The sequence below is a fragment of the Aeromonas sp. R10-1 genome, assembly GCF_040908465.1.
In the GTDB taxonomy this organism is placed as follows: domain Bacteria; phylum Pseudomonadota; class Gammaproteobacteria; order Enterobacterales; family Aeromonadaceae; genus Aeromonas; species Aeromonas caviae.
Genome location: NZ_JBFODT010000017.1, coordinates 54,192 through 70,664, shown reverse-complemented (window position 1 = coordinate 70,664; position 16,473 = coordinate 54,192). Strand labels below are relative to the sequence as shown.

Annotated in this window: 17 protein-coding genes; 12 read left to right on the top strand and 5 right to left on the bottom strand. The window is 57.9% G+C overall.

The window, feature by feature from the left end; genetic code table 11:
* Nucleotides 1–183: 183 nt before the first annotated feature.
* Complete coding sequence (mdh, locus tag AB5Y93_RS07085; RefSeq protein ID WP_368229061.1) at nucleotides 184–1,119, top strand: malate dehydrogenase; 936 nt, start codon at nucleotides 184–186, stop codon at nucleotides 1,117–1,119.
* A 396-nt stretch (nucleotides 1,120–1,515) separates the two neighbouring features.
* A complete protein-coding gene (locus AB5Y93_RS07080; protein ID WP_368229183.1) occupies nucleotides 1,516–2,106 on the top strand; it encodes a tetratricopeptide repeat protein in 591 nt (196 codons plus the stop codon).
* Nucleotides 2,107–2,188: 82 nt separating this feature from the next.
* Here AB5Y93_RS07080 and hmpA read toward each other — a convergent pair whose 3' ends face one another.
* Entirely contained in the window at nucleotides 2,189–3,382 is a 1,194-nt protein-coding gene (hmpA, locus tag AB5Y93_RS07075; RefSeq protein WP_368229059.1) for an NO-inducible flavohemoprotein, read from the bottom strand.
* 111 nt (nucleotides 3,383–3,493) lie between these two features.
* Here hmpA and AB5Y93_RS07070 point away from each other — a divergent pair, with 111 nt between their 5' ends.
* A complete protein-coding gene (locus AB5Y93_RS07070) occupies nucleotides 3,494–3,961 on the top strand; it encodes an Rrf2 family transcriptional regulator (protein WP_039039978.1) in 468 nt (155 codons plus the stop codon).
* Between the two features lie 30 nt (nucleotides 3,962–3,991).
* On the opposite strand, the gene AB5Y93_RS07065 is transcribed toward AB5Y93_RS07070, so the two are convergent.
* Nucleotides 3,992–5,272 (bottom strand): HlyC/CorC family transporter, encoded by a 1,281-nt coding sequence (locus AB5Y93_RS07065; RefSeq protein WP_010673081.1) that lies wholly within the window; start codon nucleotides 5,270–5,272, stop codon nucleotides 3,992–3,994.
* A gap of 39 nt (nucleotides 5,273–5,311) precedes the next feature.
* Complete coding sequence (gene ccsA / locus AB5Y93_RS07060) at nucleotides 5,312–6,103, bottom strand: inner membrane protein YpjD (RefSeq protein ID WP_039040017.1); 792 nt, start codon at nucleotides 6,101–6,103, stop codon at nucleotides 5,312–5,314.
* A gap of 285 nt (nucleotides 6,104–6,388) precedes the next feature.
* Between ccsA and ffh the strand changes: the two genes are divergently transcribed.
* The 5 genes from ffh to rplS all read left to right on the top strand — a co-directional run bounded on the left by ffh (nucleotide 6,389) and on the right by rplS (nucleotide 9,906).
* A complete protein-coding gene (gene ffh / locus AB5Y93_RS07055) occupies nucleotides 6,389–7,768 on the top strand; it encodes a signal recognition particle protein (protein WP_010673083.1) in 1,380 nt (459 codons plus the stop codon).
* Nucleotides 7,769–7,947: 179 nt separating this feature from the next.
* Nucleotides 7,948–8,196: a 30S ribosomal protein S16 gene (gene rpsP / locus AB5Y93_RS07050; protein WP_010673084.1), complete on the top strand. Its 249-nt coding sequence runs from the start codon at nucleotides 7,948–7,950 to the stop codon at nucleotides 8,194–8,196.
* A 24-nt stretch (nucleotides 8,197–8,220) separates the two neighbouring features.
* Nucleotides 8,221–8,742 (top strand): ribosome maturation factor RimM, encoded by a 522-nt coding sequence (rimM, locus tag AB5Y93_RS07045; RefSeq protein ID WP_033114063.1) that lies wholly within the window; start codon nucleotides 8,221–8,223, stop codon nucleotides 8,740–8,742.
* Between the two features lie 34 nt (nucleotides 8,743–8,776).
* Nucleotides 8,777–9,526 carry a tRNA (guanosine(37)-N1)-methyltransferase TrmD gene (gene trmD / locus AB5Y93_RS07040; RefSeq protein WP_005308699.1) on the top strand — a complete coding sequence of 250 codons (750 nt, stop codon included), beginning with the start codon at nucleotides 8,777–8,779 and terminating at the stop codon, nucleotides 9,524–9,526.
* A 32-nt stretch (nucleotides 9,527–9,558) separates the two neighbouring features.
* A complete protein-coding gene (gene rplS / locus AB5Y93_RS07035) occupies nucleotides 9,559–9,906 on the top strand; it encodes a 50S ribosomal protein L19 (RefSeq protein ID WP_005308701.1) in 348 nt (115 codons plus the stop codon).
* Nucleotides 9,907–10,009: 103 nt separating this feature from the next.
* Here rplS and AB5Y93_RS07030 read toward each other — a convergent pair whose 3' ends face one another.
* Complete coding sequence (locus tag AB5Y93_RS07030) at nucleotides 10,010–10,339, bottom strand: isoamylase early set domain-containing protein (RefSeq protein ID WP_010673087.1); 330 nt, start codon at nucleotides 10,337–10,339, stop codon at nucleotides 10,010–10,012.
* Nucleotides 10,340–10,422: 83 nt separating this feature from the next.
* Entirely contained in the window at nucleotides 10,423–11,097 is a 675-nt protein-coding gene (gene mutH / locus AB5Y93_RS07025; protein ID WP_042014896.1) for a DNA mismatch repair endonuclease MutH, read from the bottom strand.
* A gap of 731 nt (nucleotides 11,098–11,828) precedes the next feature.
* Here mutH and rppH point away from each other — a divergent pair.
* From rppH to thyA, 4 genes are all read left to right on the top strand, one after another.
* Nucleotides 11,829–12,356, top strand: coding sequence for an RNA pyrophosphohydrolase (rppH, locus tag AB5Y93_RS07020; protein WP_010673089.1), 528 nt, complete (start codon nucleotides 11,829–11,831; stop codon nucleotides 12,354–12,356).
* A 13-nt stretch (nucleotides 12,357–12,369) separates the two neighbouring features.
* Nucleotides 12,370–14,649, top strand: a complete 2,280-nt coding sequence (ptsP, locus tag AB5Y93_RS07015; protein WP_041214477.1) for a phosphoenolpyruvate--protein phosphotransferase — start codon at nucleotides 12,370–12,372, stop codon at nucleotides 14,647–14,649.
* A gap of 66 nt (nucleotides 14,650–14,715) precedes the next feature.
* The gene (gene lgt / locus AB5Y93_RS07010) at nucleotides 14,716–15,540 is read left to right on the top strand and encodes a prolipoprotein diacylglyceryl transferase (protein ID WP_043153049.1); all 825 of its coding nucleotides are present in this window, start codon (nucleotides 14,716–14,718) and stop codon (nucleotides 15,538–15,540) included.
* Nucleotides 15,540–16,334 carry a thymidylate synthase gene (gene thyA / locus AB5Y93_RS07005; RefSeq protein WP_042014892.1) on the top strand — a complete coding sequence of 265 codons (795 nt, stop codon included), beginning with the start codon at nucleotides 15,540–15,542 and terminating at the stop codon, nucleotides 16,332–16,334. Before lgt ends, thyA begins: the two co-directional genes overlap by 1 nt.
* The last annotated feature ends 139 nt before the right edge of the window (nucleotides 16,335–16,473 follow it).

Below are 16,473 nucleotides of genomic sequence, written 5' to 3'. Positions count from 1 at the left end.
CATTTATCGCATATTCCTCTCCGCTTTCATCGCCGCTTGTTCCCTGGCTCACAGAACCCGTGATTACAACTGTTATCAGATTGTTTTTTAGGAGGGGATCCTTTAAGGTGAGGCGCACAATAAGAATCAGCGTTAACCCAACTAGAAACAACCTTAAACCTACGCTTAGACATGGAGTTGATCATGAAAGTTGCCGTTCTGGGTGCCGCCGGTGGCATCGGCCAAGCCCTCGCTCTGCTGTTGAAAAACCGCCTGCCTGCCGGTTCCGAACTGAGCCTGTATGACATTGCCCCGGTCACTCCGGGCGTGGCGGCGGACCTGAGCCACATCCCGACTGACGTGAAAGTAAAAGGTTTTTGCGGTGAAGATCCGAGCCCGGCTCTGGTCGGCGCCGATGTCGTGCTGATCTCTGCCGGCGTGGCGCGCAAGCCCGGCATGGACCGTTCCGACCTGTTCAACATCAACGCCGGTATCGTCAAGAACCTGGTGGAAAAGTGTGCCGCTTCCTGCCCGAAAGCACTGATCGGCATCATCACCAACCCGGTCAACACCACGGTCGCCATCGCCGCCGAAGTGCTGAAGAAAGCCGGTGTCTATGACAAGCGTCGCCTGTTCGGCGTGACCACCCTGGATGTGATCCGTGGCGAGACCTTCGTGGCCGAAGCCAAGGGCCTGAACGTTGACAAGGTACGTGTCAACGTCATCGGCGGTCACAGTGGCGTGACCATTCTGCCGCTGCTCTCCCAGGTTGAAGGCGTCAGCTTCACCGCTGAGGAAGTGGCTGCCATGACCAAGCGCATTCAGAATGCCGGTACCGAAGTGGTGGAAGCCAAGGCCGGTGGCGGTTCCGCCACTCTCTCCATGGGTCAGGCAGCCTGCCGTTTCGGTCTGTCGCTCATCAAGGGTCTGCAAGGGGAAGCCAACGTCATCGAGTGTGCCTATGTGGAAGGCAACGGTGAGCACGCCACCTTCTTCGCGCAGCCGGTGCTGCTCGGCAAGAACGGTGTCGAAACCGTGCTGGACTACGGCAAGCTGAGCGCCTTCGAGCAGGAAGCGATGGACAGCATGCTGGCCACCCTGAAGGCCGACATCCAGCTGGGCGTCGACTTCGTCAAGTAAGTCTCTACGTCGACCGCAAGGGGAGCCCAGGCTCCCCTTTGTCATTTTCGGGGCTGGGTGTAGCGGGCTAAGGAGATGGCCCTGGCTGCCGATAACAGAAGGCAGCAGGAGATCCCTATGATAAAACCAAGAACCCTCATCGCCATTATCGGTGTGTGCAGCTTCCCCTTGCAGGGGGCGGAGCCCACCTCGGCCGCCGCGCCCACCCAGGCGGTGGCGGTTGCAGCCGCGCCGCCATCCGCGGCGTCTGCACCCTTGTCAGCGGCCTCATCATCGGCCCAGCCAGCCCTGACGCCAGCCTCTTCTGTCGCCACGCCATCCCTCCCTGTGTCAGCAGCGCCAGCCCAGGTGCCATCCGCATCCGCACCTGTACCGTCCGCACCGGCAGCGGCGCCGCTGCCCAGGGCGACGACGCAGGCATCCGCTGCTGCGGGAGAGTTGCAGGCCGTGCCGCTCTATCGCCAGGACGAACTGCTCAACTGGATAGAGCAGGGGAGCCATCTGGCCCGGGTGAAGCAGGACAGGTGCCAGCTCACCCAGGATATCGAGGCGAGGGCCTCGGTGATGAAGATCCCTGCCTATCAGTTCCTCTGGGGGGACATGCTGGCCTGGGGAGTTTGCACCAAGCCGGACGCCCAGATCGGAGTGCAGTACATGTGGGAGGCCGCCAACCAGGGGCTGGCGCCGGCGCTGGAACAGCTTGGCCGCTATTACTGGAAGGGGATCCTGGTTCAGAAGGATCTGGTGCGGGCCGAGACCCTGATGCGGGAAGCCGCGAGCCTCGGCTTCTTGCGGGCACAGATGGAGTGGGTGGAGATGTTGCTGCAGGGCATGGGGAGTCCGCTGGATTACGAGGAGGCGTATCACTGGCTGCACGGCGCCGTCATCGGTGACAAGGCCATGCACCAGAAGGCGGCAAGCCTGCTCAGCCGGCTCGGCAACCGGATGCCCGCCAATGCCATCGCCCGTGCCAAGGCGATGCACTGAGTCCTGATAGTCCGCTTTGATATTACAAGGCCCACGAAGCTGTGTTTGTGGGCCTTGTGCATTTTCCCGGTCAGGGGAGGGATCAGAGACCCTGATGGGGGCCGAAGACCTCGTAGTGCATCCGCCCTGCAGGCACGCCCACATTCTCCAGCTGAGCTTTGACTGCTTTCATGAACGGGACAGGGCCGCAGAAATAGTAGTGGGCGTTGGCCGGAATGAGGTCGGTGACCTGCTCCAGTGCCAGAGTGCCGCTGAAGTCGTAATCCTCTCCTTTGACATCCTGCTCCCCCGGCTCCCGATACCAGATCCGGCTCTCCAGTTTCCCGTGTTGCCTGCTCTTTGCCCGGATCTCGTCCCTGAACGCGTGGTGGGCGCCGTGTTCGCAGGCGTGAAGCCAGCGAATATCCATATCCGGGCCCTCGGCCAGCAAGTGGTTGAGCATGCTCAGCATGGGGGTGAGGCCGACCCCGGCGGAGATCAGCACCACAGGCGTGTCTGTCTCCTCTTGCAGGAAGAAGTCGCCGGCCGGCGGCATGATGTCGACCGTGTCACCGATGTGAAGATGATCATGCAACAGGTTGGAGGCCTGGCCCCTGGGTTCGCGCTTGACGCTGATGCGGTAGTCGCGGCCATTGGGGGCGTCCGAGAGGGTGTACTGGCGGATCTCCTGATGCTCGAGGGCGGGATGAACCAGCTTGATACTGAGATATTGCCCCGGTTTGAAACGCAACACGGGGTTGCCATCGAGGGGGGCCAGGACGAAAGAGGTGATGAGTTCACTCTCTTGACGCTTCTCCTTGATGGTGAAAGGGCGGGTTCCCTGCCAACCACCGTCCTGGCTTGCCTTCTCCCGATAGAGCTCGCTCTCCCGGCCGATAAAGATGTCGGCCAGCACACCGTACGCCTTGCCCCAGGCGGTAAGGACCTCCTCCGTGACAGCGTTGCCACCCATTTCTTTGAGCGTGGCCAAGAGATGACTACCCACAATGTGATATTGTTCCGGCTGGATCAGGAAACCCGTATGTTTGTGGGCGATGCGTTCAATGGCTCCGGCCAGGGCCCCCAGATTGTCGATGTTCCTGGCATAGGCCGCCACCGCACTGAACAGTGCCAAGGGCTGTCCCCCGCTACGCTGGTGAGCCAGGTTGAAGACATCCTTCAACTCGGGATTGTGGCTGAACATGCGCTGATAAAAGTGCCGTGTGAGGTCAGGGCCCGCCGATTCGAGCAAAGGAATGGTGCTCTTGATGACGGCGATGGTGGCTTGGTCTAACATAGGAGGTCCTTTCTAATTGAACATCTGGAATGTCACTTATTAAGTTGCATCCTAAATGTTTAATTGATCTGGATCAATCATCAATTCTTCGCGCTAGGCGCTACAGGCACTATGAGACTAACGAGCTATACCGATTTTGGATTGAGAGCCCTGCTCTATCTGGCCACCCTGCCGGAGGGGGAACTGTCGAGCGTGGCCAAGGTATCCGCCTTGTACGACGTATCCCGCAACCACATGGTGAAGGTGGTGAACCAGTTGGTAAAACTGGGCTATCTGCAGTCACAACGCGGCAAGAATGGTGGCATCCGCATGGCGCGCTCCCCCGACGAGATCAATATCGGGCAAGTGATCCGGGCGTTGGAAGGCAATCTGGACGGGATCGACTGCAGCTCCCCGGTCTGCCATATCGTCTCCGTCTGTCTGCTCAAGAGTGCCTTGAAGGAGGCGATGAACGCCTTCCTCGCGGTGATGGATGGTTATACGCTGCAGGATTTGCTGGCAAACCGTGACGAGTTGCAGCAGGTGTTCGGTGAGCTCATCCCCACTCTGGTGCTGGAGCCGGATGACGAGAGCGAGTGAAACAAAAAGGCTGCCATTGGCAGCCTTTTTTCAATCCTCGTACCCTGAATCGTCCCGGTACAGGTGCGGCATGATCCTCGCCATCTTCACCATGTTGTTCTCCACTTCGAGAATCTCGATAGGGTAGCCCGCCAGCCTGACACTGATGTTGGGTTGGGGGATCTCCTCAAGGTACTCCAGGATGGCGCCATTGAGGGTCCGTGGGCCGTCCATGGGCAGGTGCCAGTCCATCTCCTTGTTCAGCTCGCGGATGCTGGCGGAGCCTTCGACCAGGAAGGAGCCGTCCGGCTGGGGATGGATCTCGTCACTCGGGGTCGGTGTCATGGAGGTGGTGAAGTCACCGACAATCTCTTCCAGGATGTCGTCCAGGGTGATCAGCCCCTGAATATCGCCATATTCGTCGACGATAAGGCCAATTCGCTCCTTGTTGCGCTGGAACTTGGCCAACTGCACGTTGAGGGGGGTCCCCTGGGGGATAAAATAGATGGGGTCGACTTCCCGCAGCAGGCTGGACTTGCTGAACTGATCCCGGGCGACCAGTCTCAGGGCATCCCGTGAGTGCAGGAAGCCGACGACGTCATCGATGTTGTCGCGATAGAGCAGGATCTTGGTGTGGGCGCAGTGGGCCAGCTGGCGCAGTATGATCTTCCAGTCGTCATTGATGTCGATGGCGGAGATCTCGCTGCGCGGGACCATGATGTTCTCCACCGTCATCTTGTCGAGATCCAGGATGCTTATCAGCATCTCCTGGTGGTGCTTGGGAATGAGATTGCCCGCCTCGTTGACGATGGTGCGCAGCTCTTCGGAATTGAGGGAGTCATCCTTGTTGTGCTCTAGACGCAAGAGTTTCAGCAGCAGGTTCGTGATGCTGTTGATGAGCCAGACAAGGGGAGCGAACGGCACCATCAGCCCCTTGAGGATCCAGGAGGCAGGGTAGGCTATCCGCTCGGGGAACATGGCCGCCAGTGTCTTGGGGGTGACTTCCCCGAATACCAGCACCACCAGGGTCAGCCCGAAGGTGGCAATGGCGACGCCGAGATCCCCGAACAGCCGGATGCAGACGATGGTCGCGATGGCGGAGGCCAGGATGTTGACCAGATTGTTGCCGATGAGAATGAGGCCAAGCAGGCGGTCCGGCCTGGCCAGCAGCTTCTCGACCCGGCGGGCAGCCTTGTGCTTGGTCTGGGCCAGATGCCGAAGCTTGTAGCGGTTGAGCGACATCAGACCGGTTTCGGAACTGGAGAAGAAGGCTGACAAAAGAATCAAGATAACGAGAACAATCAGCAATGTACTCGTTGAGATACTGTCCAAGAAGGGCTCCTGTAAGGATGGTTGGGGAATGTTCGTATGTCAGCTAAGCAGCACTTCCTTGACGAAACGGCTGCCAAAATAGGCCAGTGTCAGAATGAAGCTGCCGATGAGGCTCAGCATGATGACCTTGCGGCCGCGCCAGCCACGGGTATGGTGGCCCCAGAGCAGCAGAGCGTAAACGCACCAGGCCAGGATAGAGAGGATGGCCTTGTGGGACTTGCCCTGGGCAAACATGTCTTCCAGGAAGAACAGGCCGGATGCGATGGAGAGGGTCAGCAGCAGCAGACCTGCGGAAATGAGCTGAAACAGGCGCTTCTCCACCGTCATCAGGGGTGGCATGGCTGGCAGGTGGCTGATCTTTCTGGATTTCAGTTGCCTGTCCAGGCAGGCAAGCTGGAGGGCAAACAAGCAGGCGATCATCAGTACCGAATAGGCCATCAGTGCGAGGCCTATGTGCAGCAGTAACTGGGGGTGCGCTTCCAGATGGGTGATGTAGCGCCCGGGAATGAGCGCGCTGGCTGCCAGCAGCAGGGCTGAAAAACTGTAGACGACGGGCAGCAGGATCCAGCCGTTGAAGCGTCGGGTGACGCAGGTCATGAAGCAACTGATGATAAGGCTGACTAGCGAGGCCACGTTCAACATGCTGAGATTCTGGCCGGAATGGGTGGCCAGCACTTCGCTGCCCACCGCCATGCCATGGGCGGTCAGGGCCAGGCCGACACAGGCGAACAGCGATACTTGCCCGACGGGCTTGGCGCTGAGCAGCAGGTGCAGTGAAGCGATGATGGCCAGCAGGTAAAACGCCAGGGCCAGAACAGAGATCACGATCATAACCAGGTCGTTGTCAAACAAGCTTTATGGATAAGAGGGGCAGTATACCTTGCACAAGATATGCTCGCCAGTTGTGCCAGAGGCTAACTGCCCACATATAAGTAGGCGTTGATGGTCACCGTGCGGCGAATAATCGTCCTCCGGCGTTGACTGGGGTATACTGCCCTCCATTTGTTGACCTGCCCGCTCGATGGCAGGCCGCCGCGGCAAGCGGCGAGTAATCGTCCCTAGAGTGCTGACCGGGGTATAATGCCCCCAGTGTCACGCCAAGAACCGGAAAGCGTCATGTTTGAGAATTTGACTGAACGACTCTCGCGCACCCTGCGCAACGTCAGCGGCCGCGGCCGTCTGACCGAAGAGAATATCAAGGATACCCTGCGCGAAGTCCGCATGGCGTTGCTCGAGGCGGACGTTGCCCTGCCGGTGGTGCGCGATTTCGTGGCGCGCGTCAAGGAACGAGCCGTGGGCCAGGAAGTGGCCAAATCCCTGAGCCCGGGCCAGGCCTTCATCAAGATAGTCCATGGCGAACTGGTCACCGTGATGGGGGAGGCCAACGAACAGCTCAACCTGGCTGCCCAGCCGCCGGCCATCATCCTGATGGCAGGTCTTCAGGGGGCCGGTAAGACCACTACGGTTGGCAAACTGGCCAAACTGCTCAAGGAGCGCAGCAAGAAGAAGGTGCTGGTGGTCAGTGCGGACGTCTACCGTCCGGCGGCGATCAAGCAGCTTGAGACCCTTGCGGGCGACATCGGTGTCGACTTCTTCCCGAGTGATGCCAGCCAGAAACCGATCGCCATTGCCACTGCTGCCATCGATCAGGCGCGCAAGAAGTTCTATGACGTGGTGATCGTCGATACTGCCGGTCGTCTGCACGTCGATGGCGAAATGATGGCGGAGATCCAGGATCTGCACGCCACCATCAAGCCGGTCGAAACCCTGTTCGTGGTGGATGCCATGACAGGCCAGGATGCTGCCAATACCGCCAAGGCCTTCAACGAGGCGCTGCCGCTCACCGGTGTGATCCTTACCAAGGCAGACGGTGATGCCCGCGGTGGTGCCGCACTGTCGGTGCGCCACATCACCGGCAAACCGGTCAAGTTCATCGGTATGGGCGAGAAGACCGACGCGCTGGAGCCGTTCCACCCGGATCGTCTCGCCTCCCGCATCCTCGGTATGGGGGATGTGCTCTCTCTCATCGAAGAGGTGGAGCGCAACGTCGATAAAGAGAAGGCGGCCAAGCTGGCCAGCAAGGTCAAGAGTGGCAAGGGCTTCGATCTGGAAGACTTCCGTGAGCAGCTGGCCCAGATGCGCAACATGGGTGGCATGATGGGAATGCTCGACAAGCTGCCTGGCATGTCCGGCCTGCCGGACAACATCAAGGATCAGATGGATGACAAGCTCACCGTGCGGATGGAGGCCATCATCAGCTCCATGACGCCGAAAGAGCGTGCCCATCCCGATCTCATCAAGGGCTCCCGCAAGCGCCGCATCGCTGCGGGCTCCGGCATGCAGGTCCAGGATGTGAACAAGCTGCTCAAGCAGTTCACCGAGATGCAGCGCATGATGAAGAAGATGTCCGGCAAGGGCGGCATGCGCAAGATGATGGGCCAGATGAAGAACATGCTGCCTCCCGGATTCGGTGGTGGCGGTCGCGGTCCGTTCTGATTTTCCTGCTGGTCAGGTAGAAAGGCTCACCCTGGTGAGCCTTTTTCATGCCAATCCCTGCGCAAAAAATAGCTGGCTTGGTTGCAATTATTACGAATCCAAGTAGAATTACGCGGCTTATTTTAAGCTAGGGTCTGCGTATTTGCAGGCCTTGTTCATTAGATGTTTATGAGGACGATATGGTAACCATTCGTTTACAACGTGGTGGCGCGAAAAAGCGTCCGTTCTACCAGGTAGTAGTTGCTGACAGCCGTAACGCCCGTGACGGTCGTTTCATCGAGCGCGTCGGTTTCTTCAACCCGGTTGCTGCTGGTAACGCTGAAAAGCTGAACCTGGACCTGGCTCGTATCGAGCATTGGGTTGCTACTGGTGCCGCTGTTTCTGACCGCGTTGCCAAGCTGATCAAAGACGCTGCCAAAGCTGCTTAATCAGCCAAACGGTAAGGAGTTAAGGTGGAAAAACCTGTAGTTCTGGGCACCCTGGGTACCGTATACGGCATCAAGGGGTGGCTTAAAGTGAACTCCTTCACCGATGTTGCCGAAGCGATTTTCGATTACAACCCCTGGCTGATTAATCAGAACGGGGCGTGGCGTGAAATTCGGGTGTCATCCTGGAAACGTCACAACAAGGGTCTGATCTGCAAGCTCGATGGTATCGATGTGCGCGAGGATGCCCTGGCATTGACCAATGTCGAGATTGGCGTAGCCGCCGATCTGTTGCCTGCGTTGCCCGAGGGCGAGTTCTACTGGCGTGACCTGATTGGTTGCTCGGTAGTGACCACCAAGGGATACGACCTGGGCAAGGTGACCGAATTGATGGAAACCGGCTCCAACGATGTGTTGGTGGTTGAGGCCAATGTAAAAGATGCCTTTGGTGCAAAGGAGCGGTTGATTCCGTTCCTGGAAGAGCAGGTGATCAAGAATATTGATCTGACTGCTCGAACAATCGAAGTTGATTGGGATCCTGGTTTCTAGTTTCCCGCGGTAACACGAGTGCCGGAGGTTTCTTATGTGGATTGGGGTGATTAGCCTCTTCCCTGAAATGTTCCGAGCCATTACCGAGCACGGGGTAACGGGTCGGGCCGTCAAGAGTGGCCTGCTGCAGATTGAGTGCTGGAACCCCCGGGACTTTACCCACGACAAACACCGTACGGTCGATGATCGTCCTTATGGTGGTGGGCCCGGCATGTTAATGATGGTTCAGCCGCTGCGTGACGCGATTCATGCAGCCAAGCAAGCGGCGGGAGACGGGGCGAAAGTCATCTATCTCTCCCCTCAGGGACGCAAGCTGACTCAAGCGGGCGTAACCGAGTTGGCGACGAATCAGAAACTGATTCTGGTAGCCGGTCGATACGAAGGTATCGATGAACGCGTGATACAAACCGAAGTCGACGAAGAGTGGTCTATCGGGGATTACGTGTTAAGTGGTGGCGAGTTGCCTGCCATGACCCTGATCGATGCGGTTTCGCGTCTGGTTCCAGGAGTCTTGGGTGATCAGGCCAGTGCCGAGCAGGACTCCTTTACGGATGGCTTGCTGGATCATCCCCACTATACTCGGCCGGAGGTGTTGGATGGGCTGGCGGTGCCCGAGGCGCTGACAAGCGGCAATCACGAAGTGATTCGACGCTGGCGTCTCAAGCAATCGCTCGGACGGACTTGGCAAAGAAGGCCGGAACTTATTAACAACCTAGCTCTGACTGACGAGCAAGAATCACTTCTTGCCGAGTATGTCCGCGAAGTGCGTGACAGCGTTAAGTAGAGTTTTCAGTTTATCCTAGGTAAGGAAAGACAATGAGCAAGATTATTCAGCAGCTTGAACAAGAGCAAATGCGTACCGACATCCCGGCTTTTGCCCAGGGCGACACCGTACGTGTTCAAGTTCGTGTTAAAGAAGGTGGTAAAGAGCGTCTGCAGGCTTTCGAAGGCATCGTAATTGCCAAGCGTAACCGCGGTCTGCACTCTGCTTTCACCGTTCGCAAGATCTCCAACGGCGAAGGTGTTGAGCGTGTATTCCAGACTCACTCTCCGCTGATCCACAGTGTAGAACTGAAGCGTCGTGGTGATGTTCGCCGCGCCAAACTGTACTACCTGCGCAACCTGTCCGGTAAAGCTGCTCGTATCAAAGAGAAGCTCAACTAATTCGATTCGAATTGGTGTCGATATGTCGGCGAAAAGCTCGACAGGTAGTGAAAAGGCTCGCCAATGGCGAGCCTTTTTTGTATCCGCTTTCGGGTGTTCCAGCTCAACCTGGCTGGCTGACCCGCACCACCGAGTTGTCACGCCCGAAGGGGCCAGGCACATAGTCGTCCGCCTCCCAGTCGTTGTCATAAAGGGTTTCACCATCGGGTTGCACTAGCTGATAGCAATACTCGAAATGGCTGGGGCCATCGGTCGGCAGGTTGAGTGTCGCCTTGAACTCCCCGTTTTTCATCCTCTTCAGTTCAATGGGCTGCCACTGGCTGAATTCACCCAGCAGCAAGACCTGCTCGGCATCACCGGCGGCCTCCTTTTCGACGGCAAAGGTCACCTTGACCTCGGGACGCGATTTGAGGAATTGCTTGTTGATCGGCATATGGACTCCTTGTCACTGGCTGCGAAGAAAGTAGCGCTGGTTATTTTTATATCACTTTATGACAAGGATGTTGATAAACAGGATCAAAGGGGGAGGGCAAAATGGCGCTGCAGGAGTTGATGGGTGAACTCGATCTTGAGGTAGAAGCCCCGTGGTAGCGTCATGATGGGTTGGCCATTGCGGCCGATGGCGCGGGTCAGCGCCTTGCTGTTGGCCGCCTTGGGGCGCAGCTGCAATACCTGGCCGTGGCGCGCGCTGATCTGCTCCACTTCCCCCAGCACTATCATGTCCATCAGCTCTTCCCAGTCCTGGCGCAGCAGTCCTTCTTCCTCTTCATTCGGGCTCCATAGTAGCGGCATGCCGACGCGACGGTCGCCGACAGGGATGTCGCGGCTGCCTTCCACCGGGATCCAGAGCACCCGCGACAGCTTGTTGCGCACGTTCGACTCCTCCCAGCGCTGGCCGCTGACCCCGATGAGGGGGGCTACGCAGACAAAGGTGGTTTCCAGCGGGCGCCCTTGAGGATCGACGGGGATCGTCTTGAGCTCGATACCGAGATCCGGAAAATCCTGCTCGGGACGGCTACCTGCACTGGCCCCCAGCTGCCACTCGATCAACTGCCCTGTCCAGCCCTTGTCACGCCTGAGATCCCGCGGTACGGGGATGCCTGCCGTTGCGGCAAGCTGGGCCAGAGTGAAGCCCGCCATGGCGTAGGCTCGACTGAGCAGCTCTTGTTCTGACTGGGGATTGGCAGGCATGAGGGCTCCTCTGGAGATAATAGACATCGCAATACGGATCCTTGCATGGTATCGCTGATTTTGTAACCGATCCTCGCCCGACTATACACAGGGAGACATGGGTGACAGAATTCAACATATCTAAATGATTTTAAAGGGTTTTACTTTATTTATCCAGTATGTTGGCCCGCCTAATCTCCGCATAAACGAGTTGTCCAAGGGTTTGTGCGAGCTGTTGCACACAGTTATCCACAGAAATCTTGGATAACTGGCGTAAAGTGGTGAAAGGAAGCGTGGCACCAGAAATAAATGTGAGAGTACGCCGATTTTCAGCGCCATTTCGGTGCAGATAATGCGCCATATCTGTGGATAAATCCGTCTTGGTGGATCTTTGAGCAGTCGAACTTGTTCACAATTGACAGGCTGGATCCTCTTAGGCAAAAGACATGGATCTTGATCCAGCAATCAAACTATAACCTTATGTATTTAAATGTATATTTTGTTTTTAAGTGAATCGGGTATGATATGCTTCCGTGCAATGCCACAGTATAAAACTACTGTATATACCTGCTTGATCACAGGTTTATGCACAGTCTGGGTGGGCAACTTGCCTAGCATGAACCTTCAATTTGTTTATAACTTTGCTTGAAATGCCAAGTTATTCATGAATGGAAGATGACAGTCCCTGTTTGCCGCCACGGGGTGAATGTGGAACAATCTCGTTATAGATTCAGCCTTTATAAGGTGATCACGTGATAGATGGTGACGGATTTCGTCCCAATGTCGGCATCGTGATCTGTAACCGTGACGGACAAGTATTGTGGGCTAAGCGCTATGGGCAGCACTCCTGGCAGTTTCCGCAGGGGGGGGTTGATGATGGTGAATCGCCGGAACAGGCCATGTATCGTGAGCTGTATGAGGAGATAGGCCTCAAGCAGGACGATGTGACCATACTGGCGACCAGTCGCAACTGGCTGAAGTATCGCTTACCCAAACGACTCGTCCGCTGGGACAGTTCACCGGTCTGTATTGGCCAGAAGCAGAAATGGTTTTTGTTGCAGCTCGATCCTGGCAAAGAGTCCAGGATCCAGTTTGGCTGTCATGGTCACCCGGAATTTGATGATTGGCGTTGGGTCAGCTTCTGGTACCCGGTTCGTCAGGTCGTCTCCTTCAAGCGGGAGGTTTACCGCCGGGTGATGAAGGAGTTTGCCCCGCTGGCCATGCCAGTCCCCGTGGTGCAGGCTAACCGAAAAGATGGGCGGCGCAACCGCTCGCGTTAAGGAGCACAACTAGTTGCTGACGGAACTCAGACGCATCGTGGAAAGCATGGCCGAGGCCAACACCCTCGAACAGGCCTTGCAAGCATTGGTGAGCCAGACCCGGCTCGCCATGACGGTGGACTGCTGCTCCGTCTATGTGGCCGAGCCCGACATGCGCCGCTATCGACTGGCTGCGACCGATGGTCTGGCCGAATCGGCCGTGGGCAAGGCCACCCTGCCGTTCGAGCAGGGTATTGTCGGCCTGGTGGGTCAGCGTGAAGAGCTGATCAACCTGGCCGATGCCCCCTCTCACCCCAGTTTCAAGTTCCTGCCCGATGTGGCGGAAGAGGCGTTTCGCTCCTTCCTCGGCGCTCCCATCATGCATCAGCGTCAGGTGGTGGGGATTCTGGTCGTGCAGCAGAAGGAGAGCCGCCTCTTCGATGAGGGGGAGGAGTCCTTCATGGTCACCCTGGCGGCTCAGCTGGCTGCCCGCATCGCCCAGGCCCAGGCCAAGGGGTGGCTGCAGAAGACCGACTGGAGCAAGCCGCTGCGCGGTATTGCCGGGGCGAGTGGCATCGCCATCGCCAAGGCCTGGGTGTGGCGTCCACGCAAGGCGCTCAATACCATCACGCCACGCAAGGACGAGGATCATGCCAAGCAGCTTGCCCGTCTCGAGCTGGCGGTGGAGGAAGTGCGCCACGATCTGGAGAGCCTGGCACTGCGCTTTCGCGAGAGCTACAGCCAGGACTCGGTCGCCATCTTCGACATCTATCTGCACCTGTTGAACGATCCCGGCTACATCAAGCCCATCCGCAACAAGGTCAGCAAGGAACACTGGACGGCGATCTCGGCGGTCAAACTCATCAGCGATCGGCTGATAGAGCAGTTCAAGGGGATGAAAGATCCCTATCTGCGGGAGCGCTCCACCGATGTGAAAGACATCGCCCAGCGGCTCATCAGCCGGCTGGTGCAGGACGAACCCGAGCAGCTCACCATCGGCGAACCCGTGGTGCTGGTCGCCGATGAAGTAACGGCCACCATCCTTGCGGAGATCCCGAGGGAATTTCTGAGCGGTGTGGTGTCGCTCAAGGGCGGGACAAACTCCCATGCCGCCATCCTGGCCCGTGCCATGGGGGTGGCGGCCATCATGGGGGTGGATCTGCCCCTCGGTGACATCGGCGGGCGTACTCTGGTCATCGATGGCTACAGTGGCGATCTCTTCATCGAACCCAATCAGGTGATCCTGACCGAGTACCGTCAACTGCTGAGTGAGGAGCGGGCACTCGACACCCTTGTGCGCAGCGTCGACAACCAGCCCTCCGAGACCGCGGACGGCACCAAGGTCTCCCTGCTGCTCAACGCAGGGCTGAGTGCGGATACCGAGATTTCCCTCAATCATCTTGCGGATGGGGTGGGGCTCTATCGCACCGAGATCCCCTTCATGCTGCAGGACAGCTTCCCTTCGGAGTGGGAGCAGACTGCCCGCTATCGCGGGATCCTGGAAACCTATCGGGATCGCCCGGTTTGCATGCGAACTCTGGACGTGGGGGGGGACAAGCAACTGCCCTATTTCCCCATCGTGGAGGAAAATCCCTTCCTTGGTTGGCGGGGGATCCGGCTCACCCTGGATCACCCCGAACTCTTCCTGGTGCAGCTCAAGGCCATGTTGCGGGCCAGCGAAGGGCTGGACAATCTGGCCATCATGCTGCCGATGATCAGCAGCGTCAGTGAAATCAAGGCCTCCCGTCGTCTGCTGGATCAGGCGTGGCGCGAGGTGTCGGAAGAAGCGGCCAGCCGCGATGCGGTGATCCGCTACCCCAGTCTCGGGGTGATGATCGAAGTCCCCTCCGCGCTGTACATCCTGCCGGAGATGGCGCCGCTCATCGACTTCTGGTCGGTGGGCAGCAACGACCTGACCCAGTACCTGCTGGCGGTGGATCGCAACAATGCCCGTGTCGCCAGCATCTACGATGCCTTCCATCCCGCGGTGATCCGCGCTTTGCAACTGCTGGTCGATGCCTCCCGGCGCTATCACAAGCCGGTCTCTGTCTGTGGCGAGCTGGCTGGCGATCCGGTCGGAGTGCTGCTGCTCTTGGCCATGGGCTATCGCCGTTTCAGCATGAATACCCACAACATCTCCCGTATCAAATACGTGCTGCGGCAATCCGACCTTGGTGAGTTGAAGGCGCTGATGGCGGATGGTCTCAAGCATGACAATCCTCACGTGCTGCGCGGCCTGTTTGCCCGCTATCTGGAAGAGCACGGTCTGGGAGGCTTGCTGCGGGCTGGGCACAAGGTCAGGCTGCCCGATTGATATTCCGTCTTGTTACTGCGTAAGAATGATCGGAGAATGCGGCTTTTCTTATGATTGGGGCCGCCTATGCAGCACGACGGATATTGGGTTTTCTCGCAGATTGATCCCGTAGCATTCAGTTTGGGACCATTATCGGTACGCTGGTATGGTCTCATGTACCTGTTCGGTTTTGCCTTCGCCATGTGGCTGGCAGGTCGCCGTGCCGATGCACCCAACAGCGGCTGGACCCGCAACGAGGTATCCGACCTGCTGTTTTATGGCTTCCTCGGGGTGATCCTGGGTGGCCGTATCGGCTATGTGCTGTTCTACAACTTCGATCTCTTCCTTGCCGACCCGACCTATCTGTTCAAGATATGGACCGGTGGCATGTCGTTCCACGGTGGCCTCATCGGGGTGATCACCGCCATGATCTGGTTTGCCCACAAAACCCAGCGCCACTTCTTCACCGTGGCGGATTTCGTGGCGCCGCTCATTCCGTTCGGCCTCGGTGTTGGCCGCATCGGCAACTTCATGAACGGCGAGTTGTGGGGTCGGGTCACCGATGTCCCCTGGGCCATCATCTTCCCCGAGGCTGGGCCCGAGCCGCGTCACCCGTCCCAGCTTTACCAGTTCGCGCTGGAAGGGGTGGTGCTCTTCATCATCCTGAACCTGTTCTGGCGCAAGCACCCACCCCGTGGCGCCATTTCCGGGATGTTCCTGCTGTTCTACGGTCTGTTCCGCTTCCTGGTGGAGTTTGTTCGTCAACCAGACAGCCAGCTGGGTCTCTACTTCAATGAGATCAGCATGGGTCAGATCCTTTCTACCCCGATGATAGTGGCGGGGGGGCTCATGGTCTGGGCCGCCTACAAGCAGCCCCGTCTGTTCGGCAATGCACCGAAGGAGGCGAAGTAATGCGTGCCTATCTCGACCTGATGCAGAAAATTCTGGATGAAGGGACCGTCAAATCCGATCGCACCGGCACCGGGACAGTCTCCTTGTTCGGTCATCAGATGCGCTTCAATCTGGCGGAAGGATTCCCGCTGGTGACAACCAAGAAGTGCCACCTGCGCTCCATCATTCATGAGCTGCTCTGGTTCCTCAATGGCGATACCAACACCGCCTATCTGAAAGAGCACGGTGTCAGCATCTGGGATGAGTGGGCCGACGAGCACGGTGATCTGGGGCCTGTCTATGGCGCCCAGTGGCGCTCCTGGCCGGCGGCCGATGGATCTGTCATCGACCAGATCCAGAAAGCGGTGGATGACATCCAGCACAACCCGGATTCCCGCCGCATCATCGTCTCCGCCTGGAACGTGGGCGAGCTGGACAAGATGGCGTTGGCACCCTGCCACGCCTTCTTCCAGTTCTATGTGGCGGATGGCAAGCTCTCCTGCCAGCTCTACCAGCGCAGTTGTGATGTTTTCCTTGGCCTGCCGTTCAACATTGCCAGCTATGCGCTGCTGACCCACATGATGGCGCAGCAGTGCGATCTGGAAGTGGGGGACTTTGTCTGGACCGGTGGTGATGTGCACCTCTATTCCAACCACATGGAGCAGACCGCACTGCAACTCACCCGCGAACCGCGCCCTTTGCCGCAACTGGTGATCAAGCGTAAACCTGACTCCATCTTCGATTACAGATTCGAGGATTTCGAGATCCAGGGCTATGATCCTCATCCTGGGATCAAGGCGCCTGTCGCTATTTGAGTAAGCAATGAGCCTTGGGCGAGTCCCGTCTCTCAGGTGACGGTGAATTGACACTCAGCTATTAGGGGCGCCTGCGGGCGTCTTTTGCATTTTTGTGAATTTATATGCAATGTTCCGGGTGAAGATAAGGCTCTTGAAA

Coding starts and splice junctions, on each gene's coding strand:
- hmpA (WP_368229059.1), bottom strand. CDS start 3,382: ATGTTAGACCAAGCCACCATCGCCGTCATCAAGAGCACCATTCCTTTG.
- mdh (WP_368229061.1), top strand. CDS start 184: ATGAAAGTTGCCGTTCTGGGTGCCGCCGGTGGCATCGGCCAAGCCCTC.
- AB5Y93_RS07070 (WP_039039978.1), top strand. CDS start 3,494: ATGAGACTAACGAGCTATACCGATTTTGGATTGAGAGCCCTGCTCTAT.
- lgt (WP_043153049.1), top strand. CDS start 14,716: ATGCAGCACGACGGATATTGGGTTTTCTCGCAGATTGATCCCGTAGCA.
- ccsA (WP_039040017.1), bottom strand. CDS start 6,103: ATGATCGTGATCTCTGTTCTGGCCCTGGCGTTTTACCTGCTGGCCATC.
- rplS (WP_005308701.1), top strand. CDS start 9,559: ATGAGCAAGATTATTCAGCAGCTTGAACAAGAGCAAATGCGTACCGAC.
- trmD (WP_005308699.1), top strand. CDS start 8,777: ATGTGGATTGGGGTGATTAGCCTCTTCCCTGAAATGTTCCGAGCCATT.
- AB5Y93_RS07030 (WP_010673087.1), bottom strand. CDS start 10,339: ATGCCGATCAACAAGCAATTCCTCAAATCGCGTCCCGAGGTCAAGGTG.
- thyA (WP_042014892.1), top strand. CDS start 15,540: ATGCGTGCCTATCTCGACCTGATGCAGAAAATTCTGGATGAAGGGACC.
- rpsP (WP_010673084.1), top strand. CDS start 7,948: ATGGTAACCATTCGTTTACAACGTGGTGGCGCGAAAAAGCGTCCGTTC.
- ffh (WP_010673083.1), top strand. CDS start 6,389: ATGTTTGAGAATTTGACTGAACGACTCTCGCGCACCCTGCGCAACGTC.
- mutH (WP_042014896.1), bottom strand. CDS start 11,097: ATGCCTGCCAATCCCCAGTCAGAACAAGAGCTGCTCAGTCGAGCCTAC.